The sequence below is a fragment of the Nonomuraea sp. LP-02 genome, from assembly GCF_036289125.1.
GTDB classification, from domain to species: Bacteria; Actinomycetota; Actinomycetes; order Streptosporangiales; family Streptosporangiaceae; genus Nonomuraea; species Nonomuraea bangladeshensis.
The window spans coordinates 7459932-7484253 of the sequence record NZ_JAXCLK010000001.1; the positions used below are offsets into that span (position 1 = coordinate 7459932).

The following is a 24322-nucleotide window of genomic DNA, read 5'->3' on the forward strand; positions in this document are numbered from 1 at the left end:
ATTTCCCGGAGCCCACCACCCGAGGCAAACCATTTTCCGACGCCCGAGGATCGATCCCTTGCCGCCCTCCGCAGGCTTCGGCTAGACATGTGATCTTCCTATGTCTCCGAGGGCCTGACATGACCGACGCTCCGATCCCCGGTCTCTACGACTCCCTGCTCAGCGGCACGCTCGAAGCCAAGATCAACACCTGGCGGCAAACCGGTCATCTGGTCGAGGTGTCCAAGATCGATGCTGAGGAGGTCGCCCATCTGCTCGCCCGCTTCGTCGGCGAGACGGCGGCGAGGGCCTTCGCCGAGCTGAAGGGGCGCCCCGACCAGCAGGTGGCCCTGGCCAACCGGCTGCTGGCGCAACTCGCCGAGCCGGAGACGGTCGCCGAGGGACCGAACCAGCTCCTGTCGATCGTCAAGGACGTTCCCGGACAACCCGCTCCGCGTCGCCCCCTGACCTCGCTGGCGGAAGCGGCCCTGCTGACCAACGCCCGCGAGGACCCGAACCTGGCGCACGAACTGGCGGCCGAGCTGGAGAGCGCCGACCGGGTGGACCTGCTGTGCGCGTTCGTGAAGTGGTCGGGACTGCGCATCCTGGAGAAGCCGCTGGCCGAGCTGCGGCGCCGGAACGTGCCGCTGCGGGTGATCACGACGACGTACATGGGCGCGACAGAACGGCGAGCGCTCGACCGTCTCGTCAACGACTTCGGCGCCGAGGTGAAGATCAGCTACGAGCGCAACTCCACCCGGCTGCACGCCAAGGCCTGGCTGCTGCGCCGCCGTACCGGCTTCGACACCGCCTACGTCGGCAGCTCCAACCTCTCCCGCGCGGCCCTGCTGGACGGGCTGGAGTGGAACGTTCGATTGTCGTCGGTGACCACCGCGCGGCTGCTGGACAAGTTCGAGGCGACGTTCGACTCCTACTGGAACCGGTCCCAGTTCGAGCCGTACGACCCCGCCACCGACGCCGACCGCCTGGACGAGGCGCTGGCCCGCTCACAAGTGGGCAAGCAGTTGTTCGACATCCCCGAGCTGGTGCCGCATCCCTTCGACCACCAGCGCGAGATGCTGGCCGACCTCGACCGCGAGCGGACCGTCCACGACCGGCACCGCAACCTGCTGGTCGCCGCGACCGGCACCGGCAAGACCGTCGTGGCCGCCTTCGACTACCGCAACCTGCAGCAGCGGCTGGGCCGACGGCCGTCGTTGCTGTTCGTGGCGCACCGGCGGGAGATCCTGGCTCAGGCGATGCGCACGTACCGGCAGGTGCTCGCGGCCCCGGACTTCGGCGAACTGCACGTGGGGGAGGAGAAGTCGCGGCACTGGCGACACGTGTTCGCGAGCGTGCAGTCGCTCACCCAGCGGATCACGGAGTTCGACCCCGAGCACTTCGACGTCGTGGTGATCGACGAGTTCCACCACGCCGCGGCGCCGACGTACCGGCGGATCATGGACCACCTCAGTCCCAAAGAACTGCTGGGCCTGACCGCGACGCCGGAGCGGTCGGACGGCACCTGGGTGCAGGACGCGTTCTTCGACCGGCGGATCGCCTCCGAGCTGCGGTTGTGGGATGCGCTGGACGCCGATCTGCTGTGCCCGTTCCACTATTTCGGCATCAACGATGGAACCGACCTGTCCGGGGTGAAATGGACGCGCGGCTCCTACGACGCCGCCGCTCTCGACAACGTCCTCACCGGCGACGACGCCCGCGCCCGGCTGGTGTTCAACGCGGTACGTGACAAGGTCGGCAACCTTGCGACCATGCGCGGGCTGGGCTTCTGCGTCTCGGTACGGCACGCGCACTACATGGCCGACTTCTTCACCCGGCACGGGCTGCCCTCGCAGGCGGTGGACGGCTCGACGGAGGACGGCACCCGCAAGGCGGCACTTCGGGCGCTCGCGGAAGGGGAGATCAGGTTCCTGTTCGCGGTGGACCTGTTCAACGAGGGCCTGGACGTGCCCAACGTCGACACCCTGCTCATGCTGCGGCCCACCGAGAGCGCCACGATCTTCCTGCAGCAGCTCGGGCGCGGGCTCCGCCGTACGCCGGAAAAGGACGTGCTGACCGTGCTCGACTTCGTCGGGCAGCACCGCAAGGAGTACCGCTTCGCCAACCGGTTCCAGGCGCTGACCGGGTTCTCCAGGGGCCGGCTGGACGCGCAGGTCAAGGACGACTTCCCGCTGCTGCCGTCGGGCAGCCAGATCGTACTGGACCGGGTGACCAAGGAGCGGCTGCTGGCCGATCTCAAGGTCCAGCTCGGGGTGACGGTGAACACGCTGTCGCAGGAGATCCGCTCTGTCGGGGAGCTGTCGCTGATCAGATATCTGGAGGAGAGCGGACGCGACATCAGCGACCTGTACCGCAACGATCGCAGCTGGACCTCGCTGCTGCGCCGTACCGGACTGTTGCCCGGTCCTGGCTCCCCGCTGGAAGAGCAGCTGGGACGCCGCGTCCGCGCATTGCTCCACGTTGACGACCGAGCCCGCGGCGACGCCTATGCCCGCCTGCTGCAACCTGACGGCCCGCGCTACGCGTCGCTGTCGCCGGCCGACCAGACCTTCGCCCGGATGCTGTTCTTCTCGTTCTGGCGTGACGGGGGCGGGTTCGCCTCCTACGACGAGGCGCTGGACCGCCTGCGCACCGAGACGGCGCTCTGCGACGAGCTCAGGCAGGTGCTCGCCTACGGCATCGACCGGCCGCGCTATGTGGCCAAGCCGGTGGAGCTCGACGGCGTGCCGCTGGCGGTCAACGCCTCCTACTCCTCCGAGGAGGTGCTCGCCGCGATCGGCTGGGCCTCGCTGAACGGCCAGGTGCCCTCCAACGCGCGCGAAGGCGTCGCCTGGAGCCCCGCGACCCAGTGCGACGCCCTGCTGGTCACCCTGCGCAAGAACGAGAAGGAATTCTCGCCGCAGACGATGTACCACGACTACGCCCTGACCTCACGCCTGTTCCACTGGGAATCCCAGAACCGGACCAGCGCCACCTCGGCCACGGGCCGCCGCTACCAGAACCACGCGACGGAGGGCAGTCACGTGCTGCTATTCACCCGCGAGCGCAAGAAGAACGACCTCGGCCACCCCGAGGCGTACGTCTTCCACGGCAAGGCCCACTACGTGGAGCACCGCGGCGAGCGGCCGATGGGCATCACCTGGCGCCTCGACGAGGAGATGCCCGCAGACCTGTTCCGCCGCGCCGCCATCGCCGGCTGAGCCAGCCCGAGGTGAGCGCAGCGGTGGTTCGGCGCGAGCCGGCGGAGGAGGCGGTCTGTCCGACGTGCACTTGGAGCCCCTGAGCGTGTACGGCAAGCCGGCCCGCAACCCGCGCGGCCGCGTCGTATCCGTCGCCTACCTTGCCATCGCGCCGGCGCGCCTGGCGTCGGAGCCGATCGCCGGCACCGACGCCTCCTGGACCCCGGGGGACGACGCCCTGACCACGGGCATGAACCTGGCGTTCGACCACCGCCGCATCCTCATCGACGACGTCGAGCGCGCCCGGACCAAGCTGGAGCACACCGCCCTGGCCACCGCGTTCTGCGCCGAGATCTTCACGATCTCGGAGCTCCAGCAGGTGTACGAGGCGGTCTGGGGCGTCCGCCTCGACCTCCGCAACTTTCTCCCTCGATGGGCCGAACCGGAACGTGCTTCGACAATGCGATCATCGAGAGCTTCTTCGCTTCTCTGAAGTGCGAGCTGATCGACCGGCGTACCTTCCGAACCAGGTCAGAAGCCGAACGGGCCCTGTTCAGCTACATCGAGGGCTTTCTGCAACCCGCGCCGCCGTCGCTCCGCCAACGGCCAGCTCAGCCCCGCCGAAACGACCGTCGGCACGCGCTCAAGAACACCCAAGGCCTCGACTATGCTGCCGCCTAATCGCAAGCCCTGATGTACCTATCGAACCGGGACAGCTTGAGGCACCCGCTTTAGGAGAGCTCGAGTCGAACGGGGTCCAGTTCCTCTACTAATAGGTCATATGTGCCCGTCGCTCGGCGTGCATTGGTTCCTTGGCAAGAACCTCCCACCGGTCAGAGCTGGGCGAGTGTTTGGCCTGGTGGAAGCGATACTCGCGGCGGCAGCCTTGTCCGGCGGTCCCGCTCCTCACGTGCGGGTGCTTTGCGGCGAAACGGTGCTGCTGCAGTCGACCAGGCGAGCTGCAGGTTTGGTGCACTGGGAACGCCACGCCGAAGAGGGCGAGGTAGTTCAGAAGCAACGAGGTGGACAGTCCTCAAGTCGTCAGGCCAGTGGCTGAAGGCGGCCGCGCCCGAGTTCACCGCGCTGGGGTGGCCGAGGGAGATGAACGCGAGCGCGACGCCCTTGAGCACTCATTGATGGCCAGCAGGTGCAACCGGTCGCCTCAGTCAGCGGCGAACTGACTGCCCTCGCCAAGGTCAGCCATCCGGCTGGCCCAGCTTGAGTGCCATGCTGCGCTCAAGCGCGCGGTGCTGCCTGGTCCACCTTTCGCTGCCCAACTGCTCCCTCGGCGGCAAGGCGCTCATGTTCGACAAGACTGGCACCGCCCAACTGTGACGTAGTCGTGTTCAGCCACCTGTTCGCCCAGGGCGTGGTGGCGATGCAGGCGTCTGACGTTGCAGCTCTGCATCCCAGTGTGGACAATCGACCAAGTAATCCTCCGACGGCGTCGGCCACGTACGCTTAATTCTCCTGGGCTCTGGGAGCCGGCGACTGCTGGAGTCCTGCTGCGGTCCTGCTACCTGTTTCTGCGACTTTCAACGTGATCGCGTTTTCGAGATTGGAAGGTATCGGGTTAGGACTGCTTATCGACTCTGACGTGAAAGGACATGTACATGCGACCTTCGATAGGAGTGCACGACTCGGGGCACGCTAGGCTTTCTGATGCGTTTGATCTCGCTGTCTTCGTTCGAAAGAACTCGGCAGGTGATTCTCCTGCCGAGTTCCCAGACCGACGCAAACGGAATTTCGCAGCGGCCTCTTGGCCAAGTGTTCACGATATCCCGAGTCCTGGGAGTTACCTCGCAACCACTCTGTGGCGTGAGGTTCTCAGATCCTCGATCAGAGTTGGAAGGAATCTGGATCCTTGGCTCGCTGTGACACCACGGCTGGCCACCAACGAGATCATCGCGCGCATTTCGCCGATGAACGCTTATCTTCGGTTGAAGAACGCAGATGCGCCGACGGCTAATCACGCTGGACGACGTCTGTATGTGAACGCAATCTATCGTCACGGGATCGAGCGGAGCGCACAAAGTGCCTTCGCCTACCATGTAGGCATGACTATGGCGCACTGGGTTTGTGCCAGCATGATGGGGCTCGGGGAGACCTTTCATATTGAAGGGGGCGGCCCGAACGGAGATTTCCGTTTCCAGGATCCGACCCTGAAGCTGCCTGATCTATGGGGCACTCATTCGTCCGCCAAGCAATGGTGGCTTATTGAGGCCAAGGCTAGACAAGGTCTCGGAGTGGGCGTGCTCCGAGACGCGATGGAGCAACTAAACAATGGTTCGAGTCTGCTCCCGAACGCAGCTCACACACAGGTACTCTGTGGAACTGGCCTGCCTAATAAAAGTGTATGGGAAACCGATCCGCTATTTCTAACCGTCGATACATTTGATATACTCGGAGTGAACGATCCTGTGCTGGCAGCTATGGACGAGGATATCATCTACAGCGACGACGACGCCCTTTTGCGTGTAGCGGAGTCTCAGCTACTGATCTTCCGCGCTCTTGCCTTTGGGGCAGTAGATTCCATTCGAATAACACCCCTTAGTGCGGATCGTAGTGGGCGCCAACGAGCTGCGACTGGCTTCCTTACCCCTCTCGAATCCGATCAGGCGACGACTCGAGTTCGTGAGAGGCAGGTCGCCCCAGGGGTGGAAGCCATCGACTTCATTGTAGGGAAGATCCAGGGCATTGGCGTTCATCTCGGTATGTCCGTCAGACTGTTCGCTGCGTGCAATGAACTTCATCGCGCACAGGCTAACGCAGCCTATGCAGCGGTCCCGGAGTTGAGCCGATGGCGAGGAATCAATAGATCCAGACCAGCCTACGGCGATATCGATCAGATCGACGATGATGCCTTCGTGTATCAGAGCTTTAGAAATTATTTTGAGTCAGCACTGCAGCAAACGCGGCCTTCGCTCCGCTCTGCTTTCGAGGGGGAGGGCGGATTCACGATCAGCGATTTGCTGAGGGGGCGGGAATTCGAGCGATCATATGCCTCTTTGGGGCTTCTGGAAGGAGTTACGGCTGAAACTTACATAGCAATCGAATCAAATAGCCCGATCCTGCTCTGATGCGCATTCAATGCCATATAGCATGTCTCGATTTCCACTTCATGGGAAGTGGTTCAGCATGGGAGATCGTGTGGAAGTGGACCTAGCGGTCTTCGGCCCAGGCACTGAGCTTGTGCAACTGGGAGGGAGAGATCGTGCGGTAGCCATGGGCGAGCACCGAGTCGTTGCAGACCGCGGCGGGGTCGCCACAGGGGGCTCTTGACCGATGGCGGCGTGTGCGGTCCCGCCTGGTTCATAAAGTGGCACAACCCACCGAAGAATCAAGGTAAGGCTTTCGGCCGCCCCGGGATCATGGCATGCATCAATCACACCGAGCGCTGTCAATCCCCTCAAAGCGTAGAGATGGTCCTATACCACAACGGTCCTCAGCCTCGATTCTTCAGCTGCTTGGGTTGCGGCTACGACGCCGGCACGGTGCGCCGCTGGATCGGGCGGTTCAAGCGGCTGGGCGTGGCGGGCCTGGCCGACGGTCCCCGTCCCGGACGTCCCCGGCGCGGTGGCCGGCGGCTAGTGCAGCGCATCGCCGCGCTGCTGGCCCGGCCAGGACCGTGGACGATCCCCCGGCTGTGGCGATTGCTGAACCGGCCCGCCCTGAGCCGCCGCACCCTGTATCAGCGGGTGCGGCTGGTGGCCATCTGGCGGCGCCCGAAGCTGATCGCCAAGGGCGACCCCGACCGCTGGCGGACGCCGTCGGCCTTGAGCACGCTGGTGGTGACCTTGGTCAGCCGCTTGCGGGTGAAGAACGCGAGACCGAGGATCTGCTCGCATTCGCCGTCGGCGTTCTTGCACTGCTGGTCCCAGGGCACGTCCGGCCACTGCTGCGGCAGACGGCCATACCATGCGGATTCTTTGTCAAAGGCCCTGAGCGGAACCATCGGGTGTGGCTGCCAGGGCGTCACGTATCTCGGCGGGGTGCTGAAATCTGTTGTCGGGGTCGGTCGCCAGCGCCTTGGAGATGATGTTGCGCATGTACGCCATGTCGGCCAGCGGTGTCATGTCCCGCTTCCCCTGCGCGATGGCGGCCAAGATGCCTTGGATGCCTTCCTCCCGGGAGTAGGGCGAGCGTCCTGTCAGGGCGAAATATAGTACGAGCCCGAGCGCGTAAATGTCGGTCCTGATGTCCGTTCGGCCACCCTCAATGCTCTCAGGTGCCATGTAGGCAGGTGTGCCAACAAAGCTGCCGGTCGCCGTGATATCGGCGAGATCGGCTCTTTTGGCGAGGCCGAAGTCGATCAGCACCGCGCCGCGGTCGGGAGCCATCATGATGTTCTGGGGCTTCAAGTCGATGCGGCTGATCTGTTGAGTTTCCAAATATTCCAGCGCTTCGGCGATCTGGTGTCCGAGAAGTACAGTGGACGCGAGATCCAGAGGCCCTGTCTCGGCCACCGACTCATGCAGCGTTGATCCCGGCACCAATTGCATGGCAATGAAGTACCCCTCTTCCTCCTCGATCATGTCAAACAATCGCACGACACGCGGATGTCGGAGCTCGCGGAGGATCTTTGTTTCTCTGCGAAAACGTTGCTGATACTCCGGGCTTCCGCCGCTCCGAAGCTCTTTGACCGCCACCTCCCGTTGCATCACCAGGTCGCGAGCTCGATAGACCATACTCATCCCGCCCGCACCAATGGCCTCGACCAATTCGTAACGGCCGGCGACGGTGCGGAGCACAGACTCCAGATCACGCTCCGACGGCGGATGACTGAGCAGGGCAGCCGGTAGCGACCCCGACACGGTGGTCCCTCTATCGGGCAAGGGGAGACGGAGCGACACCTCCAGCGCGGCTCGCTCGCTCGCGTTCCCCCAAACGACTCCCAAAAGACGACGTTTCACATCATCAGCGAGCTTGTACCACACGAGTGAGCCGTCTGGACTGTCGCTCCCGATACGTGTCACATCAGGGCGACCCGGATCCCGTACGACCGTCAAGAAGTCGTGCTTGGCCAGATGACGTAGCAACTGCTCAACGTCTGCTTGCGCGAGCCGTAACAGGGGGTCGAGTTCGGGCTTCTCAGCCGGTCCACAGACGTCGACGACAGTGAACGGGTCCCCCTGCCGGCGCAAAATCCAATCGATGACAAAATATCCGGCCATGCGCCAGCGGTCATCGTCGATGTCTTCCCGGAAGAGCCGGTCAGAACGGCCTTGCCGGAAGTAGGACAGGAGCAGTTCCTCGACCTGCGCATAGAAGGTAATCCTCGTCTGGTCGTGCTCGCCGACAACGAGAAAGGGGTGGCCGCCCTCCCAGTGGACAAACTTGCCGAACTCTTGCAGTAAGCGCCGTGGGATGCCACGTGCTTTGAAACGCAAATACCGGACGACTTCTTCGGCATCCGCACTGGCGTCCTCGGCGAGCACCGCCTTAAGAAGCAGATCCGGCGCGTCCCAGCTGCACGGGATATAGCGCTGCCAGGCGAAGATGCTCTCATAAACGCTGTTGCCCCGGCTGGCGTCAAGGACGGCGTGGTCGTGCAGATCTGGGCCGGCAGCGAGCAAGAAGTGCGCGCCGCGCATGGTGAGCGTGTTCTTCAAATTGCCCAGCAGCCGTTCAACTTCCCCAAGCCCGGACGGCTCCGAGGTCAGTTTGTCGACCTCATCCAGAACGACGATGAGATGAACGCGCGGCTTGGCTCTGCGCCACCACCTACGCCGGCCCGGCTCCGTCCTGGAGAGGAGGTCGATAATCCGTCCAAGGTCGTGCTCGACGTCGCTGTCCGAATAGGTCAGGTAAGACGCCTCTACGGCCAGAGACCGCGTCCGCTTGGATGTCAGACCTGCACTGGGAGCCAGCCAACTGGCGGGACCAGTCATTTTGGAGGCGCCCGGACCCATGCCGATGGTCAGGGAGGTACCGCGCTCCTTCGCGTCGGAGCGTGTCTGCTTCAGTCCCAACGACGTCCGGATGTGGGCCAGCATGACCGCTCGCCGCGCGGTCTCGTCCAGCCGCTTGAGCACGCGGCGGTCCTGTAGCGTTTCGTAGAGTCGGCGCACAAGAGCGAAGAGCAACTGATCAGGAGTCATGGGGCGGGCCACGTTGATCGTGATCGGTATCACGATTTCGTTGGTGGCTGCCTCAGCGGCGATCCCCTCGACTGCACGCGTTATCACCGTGCTCTTGCCGACACCCCTGAAGCCCGTGATGAGGAAGGTGCCTCCTCGCGAATAGCGCAGCCTGTGCATCAGCTCGCCGATGAGCTGTGTGTTGCCCAGGAGCGGGATGACTTCCTCGTCACCCCTCAGCGGTTCGTGCACGTACCGGAAGGACGGCTTGAGCGGCAGCTTTAGCATCAGGCTCCGACCTCGATGGGTTGATCAGGATATAGCTGGCGGAGGAGGATTTGTGAGGGAGGTGTGCTGCCGTGACGCGCGGGTCGCTGGTTGAGCGGCGCGATCACTCCAAGCGTGCCCAACTGGCCAGCCCTCTCCACAACGGGTGTCCGAGCAGTTCACGATGCCTGCAACAACTCGTGGCACGAGCTCAAATGGCTACGGCACGGTTTTCAAGGGGGGAGGGTCCGTCCCTACCGCGATGCCGGGTAGGCGGCACCCGTGGGCCCGGTGTCAGTCGCTGGATGGCACATCTGGGAGCGTCCCCACGCAAGGTTCCCGGCTGGCTCACGTGGCGTCGGTGCCGAGCCTCTGTGATACCAGGTGAGGCCCGAGTTGTGCGCTATTTAGCACGATCAGGCTGGCTGTGTTCGCCCCATGCCGCGCGGTCGGAAGCGGGTACCGGCTGACGCGACGGCCCAAAATGCGGCCCGACCTGGGGAAACGTCATCAAGATCATCCCGGGCATGTCCCCCCTGATCATGGTCTTACGGCTGCGCTCGGGCGCCGTCGGCTGCCTATCGAGGGCGCGAAAACAAAGACCTGCGGCTGTGAAACCGCAGGTCGGGGGCCTGTAATGCCGATCTAGGTGAGTGTCCCCGGCAGGATTCGAACCTGCGGCACCCGCTTTAGGAGAGCTCGAGCCATTCCGAGTCCGTCGTGTCCACTGATGGGCGTTATGTGGGTGCTGTCCGACCGCATTGGCACCTCGACGATGACCTCTCGCTGTCCATCGCTCGACGGATGTTTTGCCTGTTCAAAGCGATACTTGCGGTCGGAATCCGAGAGGTGTTCCCGCTCTTCATGTGCGGTTCTCGTGACTTGGTTGGATGACTTGATGCCGCGTCGCGGACGGCGCAATTTCGGTGCAGGCGGCCCTGTCCCTCCACTGCGGGATGTCCCTCGACTATTATGGCTGACTCGATGTGTCAATATGACTCATGTCACACGCGCCCCTCGATCTGGTAGGGGCGGTTTCTGCAGGGCGTTTGACATGCGGCATGACTCACTGTGAATCGCGAAAGCGGCATTCCGTAATGTTTCGAGCGGCCGTCTGGACATTGACCGTGCCGTGATCGTCGATCAGGATCCGGACTGATCGTCTTTATCAACTCCTTACGACGCGAGGCGGCCTCTTCCCCGAGGCCTGCGTCAGCGTGCCCGGAAGAGGTGGCGACATGCGAGTCCGGCGGCGGTTACGGACGATGGTGCTGGCCATCGCGATGGCGATGGCCGTGGTGATCTCCGGCTTGGGAATTCCTGACAACCTCGTGATTCCGGCGGCGGCGTCGGTGTCCGGGCCGGATCCCGAGACGTCGGTGGACGGCCGGCCGGTGACGAAGGCCAAGGTGGCCAAGGGGGCGGAGGAGTCCCAGCCGAAGGTCGACCGTAAGGAGCCGGTCTGGCCGAGCCCGGGAACCGCCCAGGTGGATCCCGGCGAGAAGGCGGTCGCCGCGGGTGAGTTGCCGGTCCGGCTCTCCGAGGTCAAAGGCGCCGAAGCCGGCACGGTGAAGGTGGAGACGCTGCCCGCCGACACCGTACGCAGGCTCGGCGGCGTGGGGATCGCGGCCCGGCTGACGGCCGGCAAGGCGGGCAAGGTACGGGCGGCGTTCTCGTACGCGAGCTTCCGCGACGCCTACGGCGGCAACTTCGCCACCCGTCTGCAGGTGTTACGGGTGCCGGCGTGCGCACTGACGACCCCGCGCCCGCGCGACTGCGTGGTCCGCCCGCAGCAGGTCAAGGCGCACAACGACGTCAAGACCGGCACGCTGACCGCCGACGTCGATGTCGACCCCGCCACCGGCAAGACTGCTCCGCTGACGCTGCCCAAGAGCCAGACGGGCAAGGACGCCACGTCCAACGCGGCGCAGACGTTCACGTCCGGGTCGGTGTACGTGCTGGCGGCCGGCATGACGGGCCCGGACGGCAACTTCGGCGCCACCGACCTGAAGCCGTCCGGCACCTGGCAGGCCGGCACCTCGGGCGGCGGCTTCTCCTACGACTACCCGCTGCCGGAGGCGCCGTCGCCGGTGGGCAACGGGCCGAACCTGTCGCTGCAGTACGACGCCTCCTCGGTGGACGGCGAGGGTCACTGGACCAACAACCAGTCCGGCGTGGTCGGCATCGGCTGGAACCTGTCGGCCGGGTTCATCGAACGCAAGTACCGCCGCTGCACGGCCTGGAACGAGTACGACCCCAACACCGCCGACCTGATCTGGTACGCCGACGAGAACGGCCCCTACGGCCCGGCCGTGTGCTGGGAGTCGCCCGACGAGCTGGCCACCGACGTCACCAAGGACTACACCCAGTCGGAGCTGGTGCTGAACCTGGCCGGCCGCTCGGCCTCGATCGTCAAGGACCGCACCAGCGGCCTGTGGAAGACGGTGCCGGACTTCGGCTGGAAGATCGAGCAGCTGACCGGCGGCGCCGACGGCCTGGAGTACTGGAAGGTCACCTCCTCCGACGGCCAGGTGCACCGCTTCGGCTACAACAAGGACGCCCAGTGGCAGTTGCAGTACATCGGCAACCAGCGCGCCGAGCCCTGCGCGGACCGGTACTTCAACGACATGATCCCCCCGACCTGCGCCGGGGTGTGGCGGTGGAACCTGGACCAGTCGATCGACGCCAACGAGAACGTCATCGACTACTCCTACGAGCGCGAGACCAACTACTTCTGCATGCCCGGCTGTGACTACGAGACCTACAAGGTCCTGCCGTACGACCGGGGCGGCTTCCTCAAGCAGATCAGCTACGGCCACAACACCCAGGTCGCCGGCAGCACGCCGACCTCGCGGATGACGTTCACCACCTCCGACCGCGGCGGCCTGGACGTGCCGACCGACCTGAACTGCGGCCCGACCTGCGCCACCAACGACGCGGTCGCGTTCTACTCCACCCGCAAACTCGACTCGATCCTCACCGAGTCCAAGAACCCCACCTCCGGTGCCTGGGAGCCGAACACCCGCACCGATTTCCGCTACCGGTGGATCTACACCCGTACCGACTTCGGCCCCGCCTACGACCCGGTGCTGTGGCTGGACAGCGTGCAGCAGACCGGCCTGGCCGGCACGAGCTCGCAGAAGCTGCCCCCGGTCAGCTTCGATGCGACGATGGTCGCGGGCCGCATGGACTACGACAACTGGTCGGACTGGACCGACTTCCTGTCCTGGCGCATGGTGCCCCGCGTCACGGGGATCGGCAACGGCATGGGCGGCCGGATCGAGGTCACCTACGGCCAGGCCGACCCGTGCGGCGGTGGCAAGGGCCGTGACGGCACCAACTACTTATCCGACGCCACCGGCGACTGCTACCGCGTCGACTACGACGCCAACCCGGAGATCGGCTACGAGAGCTGGGGCCGCTTCTTCAAGCAACTGGCCATGAAGGTGACCGAACGCGACCTGGTCGCCGGCTCGCCCGACATGGTCACCAGCTACGACTACCTCGGCGGCCCGCGCTGGACCAACCCGGTCGCCTTCGCCCAGCCCGATCTCGCTCCAGGCAGCAGCGACTGGCGCGGCTACGGCACCGTACGCACCACCCGCGGCTCCGGCAGTGACCCCAACGGCTACACCGTCACCTCCGACACCTTCTACCGCGGCATCGACGGCGCCACCATCACCACCTTCGAAGGCACCACCGTCACCGACTCCCGCGCCCTGCAGGGTCAACTCCTGCAGGAGCAGACCTGGAAACTGACGGCCACCGAGCCGCGCGCCTACACCGAGGCCGAATCCACCCGCTACGAGTACCAGGTCGCCTCCACCGGCACCGGCCCCGGCGTCCTGGACCCGGCCTTCGTGCACCGCACCCGCGAACGCACCCGCGAGCTGGTCACCGGCGGCACCTGGCGCTGGAGCGACCAGCGCACCGCCTACAACAGCGACGGCCAGCCCACCACGGTCAACGACTACGGCGACACCGCCGTCAGCACCGACAACACCTGCACGAGCACCACCTACGCCCGCAACCCGGCCAACGGCATCACCAGCCTGCCCTCGGTGGTGGAGAAGCGCTCCGGCGACAGCTGCACCTCAGGAACGCTGATCGGCAAGACCATCACCTTGTACGACGGCGGCACCGACCCGGCCACCAACACCCCGTCCGACGGCAACATCACCGAGACGCGCTCCTACGCCGGCGCCACGTCGATCTCGGTCACCAAGAACACCTTCGACGACTACGGCCGCCCGCTGACCGCCACCGACCCGATGGGCAAGATCACCACCACGACCTACACCCCGGCCGTCGGCTGGCCCCACCAGGGCGCCAAGGTCACCAACCCTCTCGGCCACGCCGTCACCACGTTCACCTCGCACCGCAACGGCCTGCCCACGAAGGTCGTGGACGCCAACAACAAGACCACCGAGATCGACTACGACGCGCTCGGCAGGACCGTCACGTTGTGGCAGCCAGGCCAGTCACGTGCCGGCGGCGTGCCGACCGCCACGGTCGGCTACGAGATCCCCTTCGACGGCAACCTGGGCCAGCCCACCGCCGCGGCCAAGACCACCATGCGACGTCTGCTGCGTGGCACGACATACGTGTCGACCTACACCTACGACGACGGTTTCGGACGTCCCCGCGAGACGCAGACCGCCTCACCGATTGGTGGGCGAATCGTAGTGGCGACCACCTACGACGCCAGAGGGCTAACCGCCACCACGTCCCAGCCGACGCACAACGGCGCGGCTCCCGGCAGTGGCTTGCTCAACCCCGCCCTCACCGCGCTCCCGTCGTGGACCAAGACGGTGTACGACAGCATGGAGCGTCCGACCGCGGTCATCGATCACCATCTCGCCGCGGAGCTTCGGCGTACGACCACGGCCTATCCGGGACTGGACCGTGTGGAGGTGACGCCACCGGTCGGCGGCAAGACCGCTACTGTCACTGATGTCTTCGACCGTACGGTCAAGACCGAGGAGTGGAAGGATTCCTCCACTCACCACGACACCACCTACACCTATAACGCCTCCGGTCAGCTCACGAACATCACTGACGCGAAAGGCAACGTCCGCACCTTCACCTACGACTGGCTCGGCCGCCGTACTGCCGCGACCGATCCTGATGCGGGCTCCTCCACCTACGGCTACGACGCCGCGAGCCGCCTCTTGTGGGGACTGGACGGCAATGGTGCCAAGGTGTCGAACGTCTACGACGATCTCGGCCGCCGCATCAGTCAGTGGGCCGGAGAACCTCAGACCGGGACGAAGCTCGCGGAATGGTCCTTCGACAGCGTCGCCAAGGGCTATCTGACGTCGTCAACCAGGTTCAACGGCAGCCAGCCGTACGTGGACGCGGTGGTCGCCTACGACGAGTCCTATCAGGCCACCGAGACCAAGCTGACCATCCCGCAGACCGAGGGGCCGCTGGCCGGCGAGTACACCTTCACCGCTCGCTACGACAGCGCGGGACACCTGATCGAGCAGCGTATGCCGGCCAAGGGCGACCTGGCGGCGGAGACGCTCGCCTTCGGCTATACCGACCTGGGCATGCCGCACTCGCTGACCTCCGATTACGGGGGCGGCGCCACGTACGTCAAGGAAAGCAGCTACTCAGCCACCGGCCGACTCAACGAACGTTCCTACAACGCCAGCGCCCAGATCAAGCGTACCTTCGCGTGGGACGAGGGCACTGGCTGGCTCAGCCGCATGACGACGGTTTCCGGCTCTCAACTCGCCCAAGATGATCGCGTCACCTACAACACCGGTGGTCAGATCACCCGTATCGAGGACTCTGTTGGCGGCCAGTCCGAATGTTTCGCCTACGACGGGCTGGACCGGCTGACCGCTGCGTTCACCATGACCAGTTCCTCGTGTACGGCAGGCCCCGACAACCAAGGAACAGAGCCCTACAGTCAGGCCTTCGCCTACGACGCACTCGGCAACCTGACATCGGTCACAGACGACGGGATCACTGCCACCTATGGCTATCCGGCCGCAGGCGCCTCAGCGGTTCGTCCTAATGCGGTCACTTCGATCACCAGGCAGGGCCGTACGGACTCCTACGGTTACGACGCGGCAGGCCGATTGACCGCCCGCACTGTCGACAACAAGCAGTCCGCCTTCACCTGGGACGCTCTGGGCCAACTCGACAAGGTCGTGACGGAGGGCCAGGAAACCTCCATGGTCTACGACGCCGAGGGAGAGCGACTGATCCGCCGCGATCCCGACGGCTCCCGGACGCTGTACCTCGGGTCGATGGAGGTGAAGGCCACCGGCGCAGTGGTCAAGGCCACCCGCTACTACAGCGGGCCTGACGGCGCCGTAGTGGCCGTGCGGAACGGCACGGGCGTCACCTACATGGCCTCAGGCCTGCACGGCACCACCCAGATGGCCATTGACGCGAGCACCGGTCAGGTCACCCGAGAGCGGTACAAACCATACGGGCAGCGCCGTGGCATCGACGATCTGCCGTTCACCGATCGTGGTTTCCTCGGCAAGGTCGAGGACGCCTCGACCGGACTCGACTATCTGTCCGCCCGCTACTACGACCCCTCCATCGGCCGGTTCATCACCACCGATCCCGTGCTTAATCTTGACAAGCCCCAATGGACCAACCCCTATTCCTACGCCGCGAGCAACCCCGTCGGCTTGTCCGACCCCAGCGGTCTGAGACCGATCACCGATGCTCGTCCGGCAGACGTCTGCGCTCAGCCCAAGAGCGTCGCCTGCAAGCTCAAGCGCAAGCAGCAGGCCGACGCCGATGCCCGCGCGGCGCAGGCGGAGGTGGACCGACAGGTCAAGGCCCTGCTGGACTCGCTGTTGGCCATTGCCAAGATCGCGGCTGACGAGTTGGGCATTACAGCCGGCATCAAGTGCTTCACTTCCGGAGATTTAGGCGCCTGCGGAGAAACGGCGCTCAACATCCTCGGGTCTCTGGCGGGCGGATTGGCCGGGAAGCTGGCGGTCAAGTACTCGTTGCCGTGGAAGTGGAAAAAAGCCTACGAATTAGGCAAGGCCATCTGGAAGCACGCAGGTGATGCCATCAGTGCCTTCAAGAATTGGCTTCGAGCCAAGGACCGTCTTCAGGCCGCGAGATCCAGGGCGCGGGCTGCGGAGGATGTCCTGCGTAAGGCCTGTAGCAGCTTCGTACCTGGAACCAAGGTGGTGATGGCCGACAATCGGGAAAAACCAATAGAAGAGGTTAAAGTCGGTGACCAAGTCATCGCCGCCGACCCTGTGACCGGCCGGACAGAATCGGTGCCGGTGCTGGCCCTGATCACCAGCTCCGGCGCCAAGAACCTGGTGAGGATCACCGTCTCCGACGGCGACCGGGACAGTACGGCTGGTGTGCTGATCGCGACCGCTGAGCACCCGTTCTGGATCGATGATGCGAGAACCTGGGCGCAAGCCTCCCAACTGCGCCCAGGGACCTGGCTCCGGACCAGTGCCGGCACGCGAGTCCAAGTGACGGCGATCGAGAAGTGGACCTCCGGCAGGCAACGGGTCCACAACCTCACCGTCGCCGGTCCTCACACATATCATGTTGCAGCAGGTAAGACCGACATTCTCGTCCACAACGACAACAACCCCACGAACCACTGCGGCGTCGACATCGGCGCAGCTCGTGAGCAGGCCGTTGCCGAACTGACGGGAGGACACGTCTCCGGCGCGGCGGGCAAACAGGGCATGAAGGTCGTCCGCCCCGGTGTGGGCTCCACCGACGTGGATGTGATCGGCCCTAACGGCGAATGGATCGCCGTGGGCGGGCCGGCCAAGGCCAAGAACATCAACAAGCTCCGCCAGAAGCTCTCCATCCTCAAGTACGCTGCCGACGCGGAAGGGGTCCGCGCCATTGCCTACTTCGAAGTGGGCACTCCGTTGTCGGTGATCCAGGCGGCGATGCGGATCCTCGGCGCCAAGAACGTCGTGCAATTCACTCGCTAGGAAGGCCATGGGATTCGGAGAAGTGTTGTGGGTTCGGCGATCCGAGTCCCTGGCAGTCCTACTCGGCTCACTCGGCCGGCTGACGTCCTACGGTTTGCGGCTCACGCATCCGCAGACAGGTGGGGTACGGTATCTGGCCGAGTGCGGACCGGTGGAGACCACCCTCGATGCTCTCCTGACCGAGGTGAACCTGCCTCGGCCACTCACACTGCAGCTGTGGATCAACGTCGATACCGACGTCCTGACGTCGGTGTCGACCCACGGCGGCATGGTCGTGGTCGAGTTCGACCTGGATGGCCTGACCACGGATGAGGCCCACCGCGCCGTGGCCGCCGTCCTTTGGCTGGCGGTCACCGACACCGCCTCACTGGGGCTGGTCGTCGACAGCCGTCTTCCGGACACCGGTACAGAATGGGAGGGCTTCTTCCTCAACGGCTCTACTGCAGAGCCGCACATGCCCGAGCTGCTGTGGCAACCCCAGGCGTCGTCGTTGCGCCTTGCGCCACAGTCGTGGCTGTTTCAGGCTCATGATCACATTTAACAGGGTGGGCCCGGTCGACCGCTCTTACAGTCCCGATCGAACGGGGACCTCCAGCGCGCCGCTTCGGCATGGATGATCTTTCGATCACCCCCTCGGTGGCGATCGGGAGGATCGTCGAGTCGCTCTCTCACGCCTCGCTTGGTCCGCCGCCGAGCAGATCGAATATGTTTCCAAGACATTGAACCCGGTGCTTCCAGGCAGGCGCGGTCCTTCTGGAGATCCGGAGTACCGCTCCGGTTCGGAGGCGGGCTCATTGGCGAACCCCTCACCGGGCCACAACGGTTGTCGCCCCAGCGATGGCCCGAGCGGATCCGCCGCCTTCTCGGGCTCAGGGCCGAAGCTCAGGATGGACAGGGCGATGCCTCCGAGGATGGCTGCCCTCGTGAGCGCGCCCTGCAACTGTGGCGGCAGGGCCGGCAAGTCCTTGGGCTTGTTCTCCGCGGTACGACACCGCGCTGCTGACATCTGAGCCTTGCCCGGCCAAGGGCAGGAGGATGCCGATGTCCTCAAGAGCGATGGCCGGATGACGCTCCGGGCTGCATGTACATGTTTGGCGCGATCGACGGCTGTGTTGCCCGCATGCGGGGGCGGTCGTAGCGGGTTGTCGGCTGCGCGGATGACCCGGAATTAGGGGCTGACCTGGGGGAATCCCTCCAAGATCATCCCCCACATGTCCCGTGATCATGGTCTTACGGCCGCATGCGGGCACCGTTGGCTGCCTACCGAGGTCCGGAAAGCAAAAGACCTGCGGCTGTGAAACCGCAGGTCAGGGGCCTGAAATGCTGATCTAGGTGAGTGCCCCCGGCAGGATTCGAACCTGCGGCACCCGCTTTAGGAGAGCTCAAGCAACTCCGAGTCCCGTTTGTCCGCTGATGGGGCGATATGCAGTGCTGCTCGACGTGGATTGGGCACTTCGGCGAGAGCCTCTTGGGCCGTGTTTCAAATGGGCTGGGCTCAGCCTGAGCCTTCGAGTGTAGGTCGGCGGCTTCGGCTGAGCCTCTGGCTGTCTAGCGACCGTTCATCTTGGTTCTAGGGGGAGCCGGGCTGGTGCGGTATCTCGGATCGGGTGGGGCCGAGGTACTCGTTCAGGTGTCGCCGGAGCCCTTCCACCTCGTCGACAAGAGCTGCGAAATCTTGTCTGGTCTCGGTCCGGAGCTCGGTGATGTCGGTCATCACTTGGGCGATGCCGATCATCGTGACGACGAGGGCGTCGCTGATCTGCACGCCTGCTTCGAGTGCCCGCACCCGCGATATCAGGTCGAGGAGGTGTGCTTCTGTGTCCACGTTTCCCTACCTTGTGGCAGCGAAGGAAGGGATCCCTGGCGATGAGCTGCCGAGATCCCGCTGTGTGAGCACACAGTGACAGATTGTTGATTCCCGTGCCGAGCATCGCTCCTGACTACGGTGTAGTTCTCTATACCCACGCACAGGTTCTTTCTCCTCAGGGAAGGAGGATCGCGCTCCCGAGGCGGCTGCCCGCGCAGGGCTCGTGCCAGCGGAAACGTGGCCAAAGCGACGGACCCGAAAGACCGGGCTGTCGACGACACTCGAATTCTGGATCAGGCACATACCTCGTGATCGGGCCCCGGTCATTTGGTCAGCAGGATGCGTTTGCGCAGGAGATCGGGGTGGGCGCGGCCGTACATCTGCCGCTTGAGCATCTTGGTCCGGTTGACATGGCCTTCGACGGGCCCGGAGTTGTAGGGCAGGGTGAGCCCGCGGTCCAGGTTCTGCGCGGTGGTGCCTCGTCAACCAGCCGGTGGCCTGCCGGACGGTGGGCGTGCGCGCTGGGGTCGGCGGGGGAGGCGTTGCGGTGCGCCAGGGGTGGATGTACTGGCGGATGGTGGTGCGGCTGCCGCGATTGCCCAGAGTCTGCAGTTCTCGGTAGAGGGTTTCGGCGTTGGTGCACTCCTCCTTCCGCCGCTTGCGCAGGTAGGAGTCGTAGGCGTCCAGGTCTTGAGGGCGTCGGCCGGTGTCGTGCTCCCGCAGCCTGGCCGGCTCGCCGGCGTAGCGGATCTCGGCGGGGGGCCGGCTGGGCGTGTTCGTTCATCGGGTGATGTCTCTCAGGTCTCGAAGGATTTCGGAGGTGGTGATCGGGTCGAGGCCGTCGAGCCCCAGCTCCACCAGGGTCTGCTCGTCGGCGAAGTCGAGGTAGCCGATCGCGATGCCCGGGTCGAGGCCGATCGTGATGGTTCTGCCGCCGGGTACGTCCCGCTCGATCCAGCCCTGCCAGCCGGCGTCCTGAGGCGCGCCGCGCCGCCAGCCGCGCCGCTCCAGGCCGATCACCGCGCGGGTGGGGATCTTGGCGGCTTCGATCTCGGCCACCAGCGCCGGATCCAGCTCGTACGTCTCCCTGCCCAACTGCGGGAACGGCTGCAGGATCTCGTAGTCGGCGAACACCTCGGACCAGGCGGCCAGGCCATCTCCCAGCTCCAGCGGGTGCACCACGCCGACGAGGGCGTCTTCGGGCAACGTCAGCGGGTCGTCCTCGACGTCGGCGAAGCTGCGGTCCTCGGCCACCCGCAGGGTGCCCGTGAGCTGGCCCGACGGGTCGTACAGCCCCCATACGAGCCGCCGTACGATGTGCCAGAGCAGCGGGTGGCCGACGAGCAGCCGGCCGAAGTCGCCGGCGCTCCAGCGACGCCGGTTCACCATGGCCTGCTCCAGGCGATGGATGGCATCCCCCGCCACGGAGCGCACGTCCTTCTTCAGCCCGGCGAAGCGCCGGTAGGCGGCGGGCGCGAGCTCCGGATCGTCGTTGGCGCCCGGCTTGGGCAGGTTCTTCAGCCGCTTGCCCGAGGCGTCGGCCACGTACGGCTTGAGCTGCTCGTCGAAGCCCACCACGAACTGCCTGCGGCCGTAGTCGAGGGTCAGGCTGCCGTCGGCGGACAGGCCGAAGTCGGGCACCAGCCGGTCGGCCAGCTCCTGCGGCGTCAGGCCGAGCTCGGCGGCGACCTCGTCCATCTTCAGCTTGGCCCGGTTCTTCAGCCCGCTGAACTTGACCTTCTCGGCGATGCCGTGCAGATGCATCAGCGCGACCTCGGAGCCGATGGAGGCCAGCAGGTCCAGGCCGGTGACCGCACGCGCGTGCCCGCCCTCGCCCGGCCAGGTCCTGATCAGCGGGGTCAGCCGCCGTACGGTCTCGTCGTCGCCGAGCAGCGCCTGCGCGTCCATCACCCAGCCCTCCTTGGACGGGTAGCCGGCCGCCTGCCAGCGCTGGAACAGCGCCCAGGCGAAGTCGGCGAGGCTGCGGCCGTCGCAGGTGTCCTTGACCACGGCGAGCCCGGCGTACGGGTCGCCGGGCTTGGAGATCGCCAGCATCGTCATCACGTGGCGTACCGCCTCGGGAGGCAGCGCGCCCGCGCCGCCGCGCAGGTGGATCGGGGTCATGATCGCGACCTCCGTCCATTCGGGCAGTACGGGCATCTTGGCGGGCAGCGTGTCGAGCGGGTCGGCCACGAGCAGGTCGGCGATCGCGGCCTCGGCGGCGGGCCCGTACTCTGCGGCGGCCTCGGCCACGGTGTCGCGGTGGCCGCCCGCGACCAGCGCCGCCAGCGCCTGCTCGGCCCGGAGCCTCGCTACGCCGGGCTTGCCGAGAGCCGCCGGGATCAGTGCCCTGGCGGCCGCTCCGGGGTGGCGGTGCAGCCAGGCCAGGGCGGTGGCGCGTACGGACTTCAGTCGGGCCAGCCACTCGGCCATCAGCACGGCGACCTCCGGCGCCGCGAACGGCAGCAGCGACGCGGCGACCGAGCTGGGAGCGCGCCGGGCGCTGTCGAGCACCATGGGCAGCGCCGCCGGCCCGAACCTGGCCACCACCCTCGGCATCCAGTCGCCCGCCCCCCACAGGTCGGCGGGGCGCCACTTCCCGATCAGCGGCGCGGCCAGTTCCTCGGGCCCGGCGACGAACAGGGCGATCTCGTCACGCCAGGAGCCGTTCTGGCCCTTGGCGATCTCGCGGGCGGTGTCCTCCCAGCTCCGGCGCCAGGTCCGATCCCATGAACCTTCACCCGCCCGGGGGGAACGCCAGTTGTCCTGCTCGCCCGGCGCCCATACGAGGGCCGGTTCGTCGGTGCAGGCCAGGCCGTTCACCACGACCACCTTGCGTGCCTTGCGCGGGCGGGTCCAGGGCGGGCTGACCAGCACCTCGGGCAGGGCCTCCGGCGGAGCGGCGGCGACGGTCTCAGCGTTCATGATCGTGTTGATGCGCTCGGCGGCGGCGCCGTCGCCGAGGCTCGCGAGCACCTCGTCCACCAGGTCGGGATGGGCCGCCACATGGGCGCGTAGCAGCAGGTCCACGACCTTGCCGCCGGACTCGGCCAGCATCCGCATCGCGCGGCGGGGGAAGCGGGAGGCCGCGCGCAGGAAGGCCGGCTGGGTGTACTTCTGCTCGATGCGGTCGAGGAGCGCCCGCATCGCCGGGTCGTACGGCAGGTCGGCGAGCACGTCCAACAGCCGCTTCCGGGTGTCCGCGCCGTAGGCGTGGTCCACCCAGACGGCCAGGAGCGGCACGGCCGCCTCGCCCATGCCGTCGACGACCGTGGCGGGCAGGGCGAGGGAGTCACCTAGGTAGGAACCGCGCACGTGATCCGTGATCAGCTCGGCGTGCTCCGGCGTGCTGATGGCGGCGATCAGGCGGTAGGCGAGAGCCGGGAGGACCTGGCTCACCTCGGCGCAGTCGGCCGTGACCCAGCCGGTCTCGGTGGGCGCCAGGTAGGAGGCCGCAACGCGGTGGTGGAGCCCGCCTTCGCGGCTCACCGCGAGCGCGGCGACGACCTCGGCGTACTCGGCGTCGGACGCGGCGGCCAGCGCGGCGCGGACCCGGGCGTCGATCTGCTGGGTGGAGGTCCAGTCGTGCCACTGGTTGGAGGCCTCGCCGTCGGCCAGCTGCCGGATTGTCCAGGTGCCCCCGTCGAGGAGGTGACCCAGCGAGGCCAGCTCGGTCACGGCCACCGCCGCGAACACCGGGCCGCGTTCGGTCAGCCAGGTCTCGGCGAACAGGGACAGCATCTCGCGCTCGGCCCATGACAGGGACACGGCCACCGCCTTGGCGACCACCGCTGCGCCCAGCGGTGTGCCGGCGGGATCCCCTGCCAGGTACGCCGCGCCCGCGGACGCGAGCTCAGGATCCGGGCACTTCGCCACCATGTCGGCGAGCGCCTTCCGGCGTTCGTCCAGCTCGGCGGCCAGTTTCTCGGGCGCGCCGGGGTCCGGCCGCTTCACGGAGACCTTCGCTCCGCCCCGCCGGGGGTGGAGAGCGCGCAACCAGGCGGGCGGCAACGTCAGCCGGTCCTCGTCCTCAACGCTGCCGGCGCCTGCAGGGGAAGTCGCCTGCGGCGAGGAGGCCGTTTCGTCCTCCGTGTAGCCCTTGCGTAACTTCTCCGCCACCAGCTTGTCCGCGGCCGCCGTGGCGACGGCGGCCGAGCCGAACGACTTGACCTGCGTCTGACCGGCCGCGCCCAGCCGTCCATACCGGATGTGCAGCTCCGCGCCGTCCTGGCGAACCGCCCAGAACTTGGCCGAACCCTCGCCGACGAACGTCAGCGTGCGCTCCACGCTCATGCCGATACCTCCACCCTGCTGCCTCTTGATCGACAGCGGCGAGTATGGCGAGAACGACCGACAAAGTCGCGCGGAAGGTCAACCGGGGTGGCCTGACCATGCGTACGACTCCACGCTTACGGACATCAATTCCACACCTCTGGTCATTCTGTTCACGGTCGCATCGCGCTCTCGTACTGTCCCCGTCATGAGCGCCCCTTCGCCGACGGCCAGCCGCCGGCACTTCGTCCTGCATCGCTGGCCCACCGCACTGGGACTGGCGGTCGCCATTCTCTCCCTGGTGACCGGCAGCAACCAGGAGTCCCTGGCCATCACCCTGGCTGTTGCCGCCACGTGCTATCTCGCCGCAGCGGCGCTGGGCCAACCCTGGACCGTTTGGCCGGCCGCCCTTGGCGTCAGCCTGGTCGTCGTCGTCAGCGAGTTGATCGGGATACCTTGGTGGGCCGGCCTTGGCGGCACGGCCGTCGTCCTCGTCGTCGTCGGCCTTGCCCTGCGGGTGTCACGGTCCGCGCTCCTCGCCCAGGCCCTCGCCGTGGTCGGGTTCGGCGGTGCCGCCGTGATCGCGGTGTTCATCACACCTCAGGTAGGCGTGGTCGTGGCCGGCCTCGCGCTCGCGAGCCACGCGATCTGGGACGTGATCCACCTCCGGCGCAAGCTCGTCGTGGCGCCGTCGCTGGCCGAGGCCTGCATCTTTCTCGACGTGCCTCTGGGCCTCGGGCTCATCGTTCTCGGGTTCGTCAACTGAAC

The 24322-nt window shown here is 66.1% G+C and carries 10 protein-coding genes and 2 pseudogenes; 8 read left to right on the forward strand and 4 right to left on the reverse strand.

The window, feature by feature from the left end:
• Nucleotides 1-119: 119 nt before the first annotated feature.
• From SMD20_RS35065 to SMD20_RS35085, 5 genes and pseudogenes are all read left to right on the forward strand, one after another.
• A complete protein-coding gene (locus SMD20_RS35065) occupies nt 120-3200 on the forward strand; it encodes a DUF3427 domain-containing protein (protein WP_329589543.1) in 3081 nt (1026 codons plus the stop codon).
• Between the two features lie 229 nt (nt 3201-3429).
• Nucleotides 3430-3672: an NrtR DNA-binding winged helix domain-containing protein gene (locus tag SMD20_RS48450; protein ID WP_442942620.1), complete on the forward strand. Its 243-nt coding sequence runs from the start codon at nt 3430-3432 to the stop codon at nt 3670-3672.
• Nucleotides 3606-3804, forward strand: a pseudogene (locus tag SMD20_RS35075) (IS3 family transposase); the annotation flags it as partial. The gene SMD20_RS48450 and the pseudogene SMD20_RS35075, both read left to right, overlap by 67 nt.
• A gap of 1249 nt (nt 3805-5053) precedes the next feature.
• Nucleotides 5054-6259, forward strand: a complete 1206-nt coding sequence (locus SMD20_RS35080; protein WP_329589548.1) for a hypothetical protein — start codon at nt 5054-5056, stop codon at nt 6257-6259.
• 399 nt (nt 6260-6658) lie between these two features.
• Nucleotides 6659-6994 (forward strand): annotated as a pseudogene (locus SMD20_RS35085) (helix-turn-helix domain-containing protein); the annotation flags it as partial.
• Between the two features lie 117 nt (nt 6995-7111).
• Here the strand turns inward: SMD20_RS35085 and SMD20_RS35095 are convergent.
• Nucleotides 7112-9547 carry a serine/threonine-protein kinase gene (locus SMD20_RS35095; RefSeq protein ID WP_329589549.1) on the reverse strand — a complete coding sequence of 812 codons (2436 nt, stop codon included), beginning with the start codon at nt 9545-9547 and terminating at the stop codon, nt 7112-7114.
• 1147 nt (nt 9548-10694) lie between these two features.
• A complete protein-coding gene (locus SMD20_RS35100) occupies nt 10695-11174 on the reverse strand; it encodes a hypothetical protein (RefSeq protein WP_329589550.1) in 480 nt (159 codons plus the stop codon).
• Nucleotides 11175-11304: 130 nt separating this feature from the next.
• Here SMD20_RS35100 and SMD20_RS35105 point away from each other — a divergent pair, with 130 nt between their 5' ends.
• Nucleotides 11305-17475, forward strand: a complete 6171-nt coding sequence (locus tag SMD20_RS35105; protein WP_329589552.1) for an RHS repeat-associated core domain-containing protein — start codon at nt 11305-11307, stop codon at nt 17473-17475.
• Between the two features lie 151 nt (nt 17476-17626).
• Nucleotides 17627-18016, forward strand: coding sequence for a hypothetical protein (locus SMD20_RS35110; protein WP_143082409.1), 390 nt, complete (start codon nt 17627-17629; stop codon nt 18014-18016).
• A 1029-nt stretch (nt 18017-19045) separates the two neighbouring features.
• On the opposite strand, the gene SMD20_RS35115 is transcribed toward SMD20_RS35110, so the two are convergent.
• Both SMD20_RS35115 and SMD20_RS35120 read right to left on the reverse strand, forming a co-directional pair.
• On the reverse strand, nt 19046-19300 hold the full coding sequence (locus SMD20_RS35115; RefSeq protein WP_329589555.1) for a hypothetical protein: 255 nt from the start codon (nt 19298-19300) through the stop codon (nt 19046-19048).
• Between the two features lie 762 nt (nt 19301-20062).
• The gene (locus SMD20_RS35120; protein ID WP_329589556.1) at nt 20063-23575 is read right to left on the reverse strand and encodes a WGR and DUF4132 domain-containing protein; all 3513 of its coding nucleotides are present in this window, start codon (nt 23573-23575) and stop codon (nt 20063-20065) included.
• A gap of 187 nt (nt 23576-23762) precedes the next feature.
• Here SMD20_RS35120 and SMD20_RS35125 point away from each other — a divergent pair, with 187 nt between their 5' ends.
• Nucleotides 23763-24320: a hypothetical protein gene (locus SMD20_RS35125; protein ID WP_329589557.1), complete on the forward strand. Its 558-nt coding sequence runs from the start codon at nt 23763-23765 to the stop codon at nt 24318-24320.
• The last annotated feature ends 2 nt before the right edge of the window (nt 24321-24322 follow it).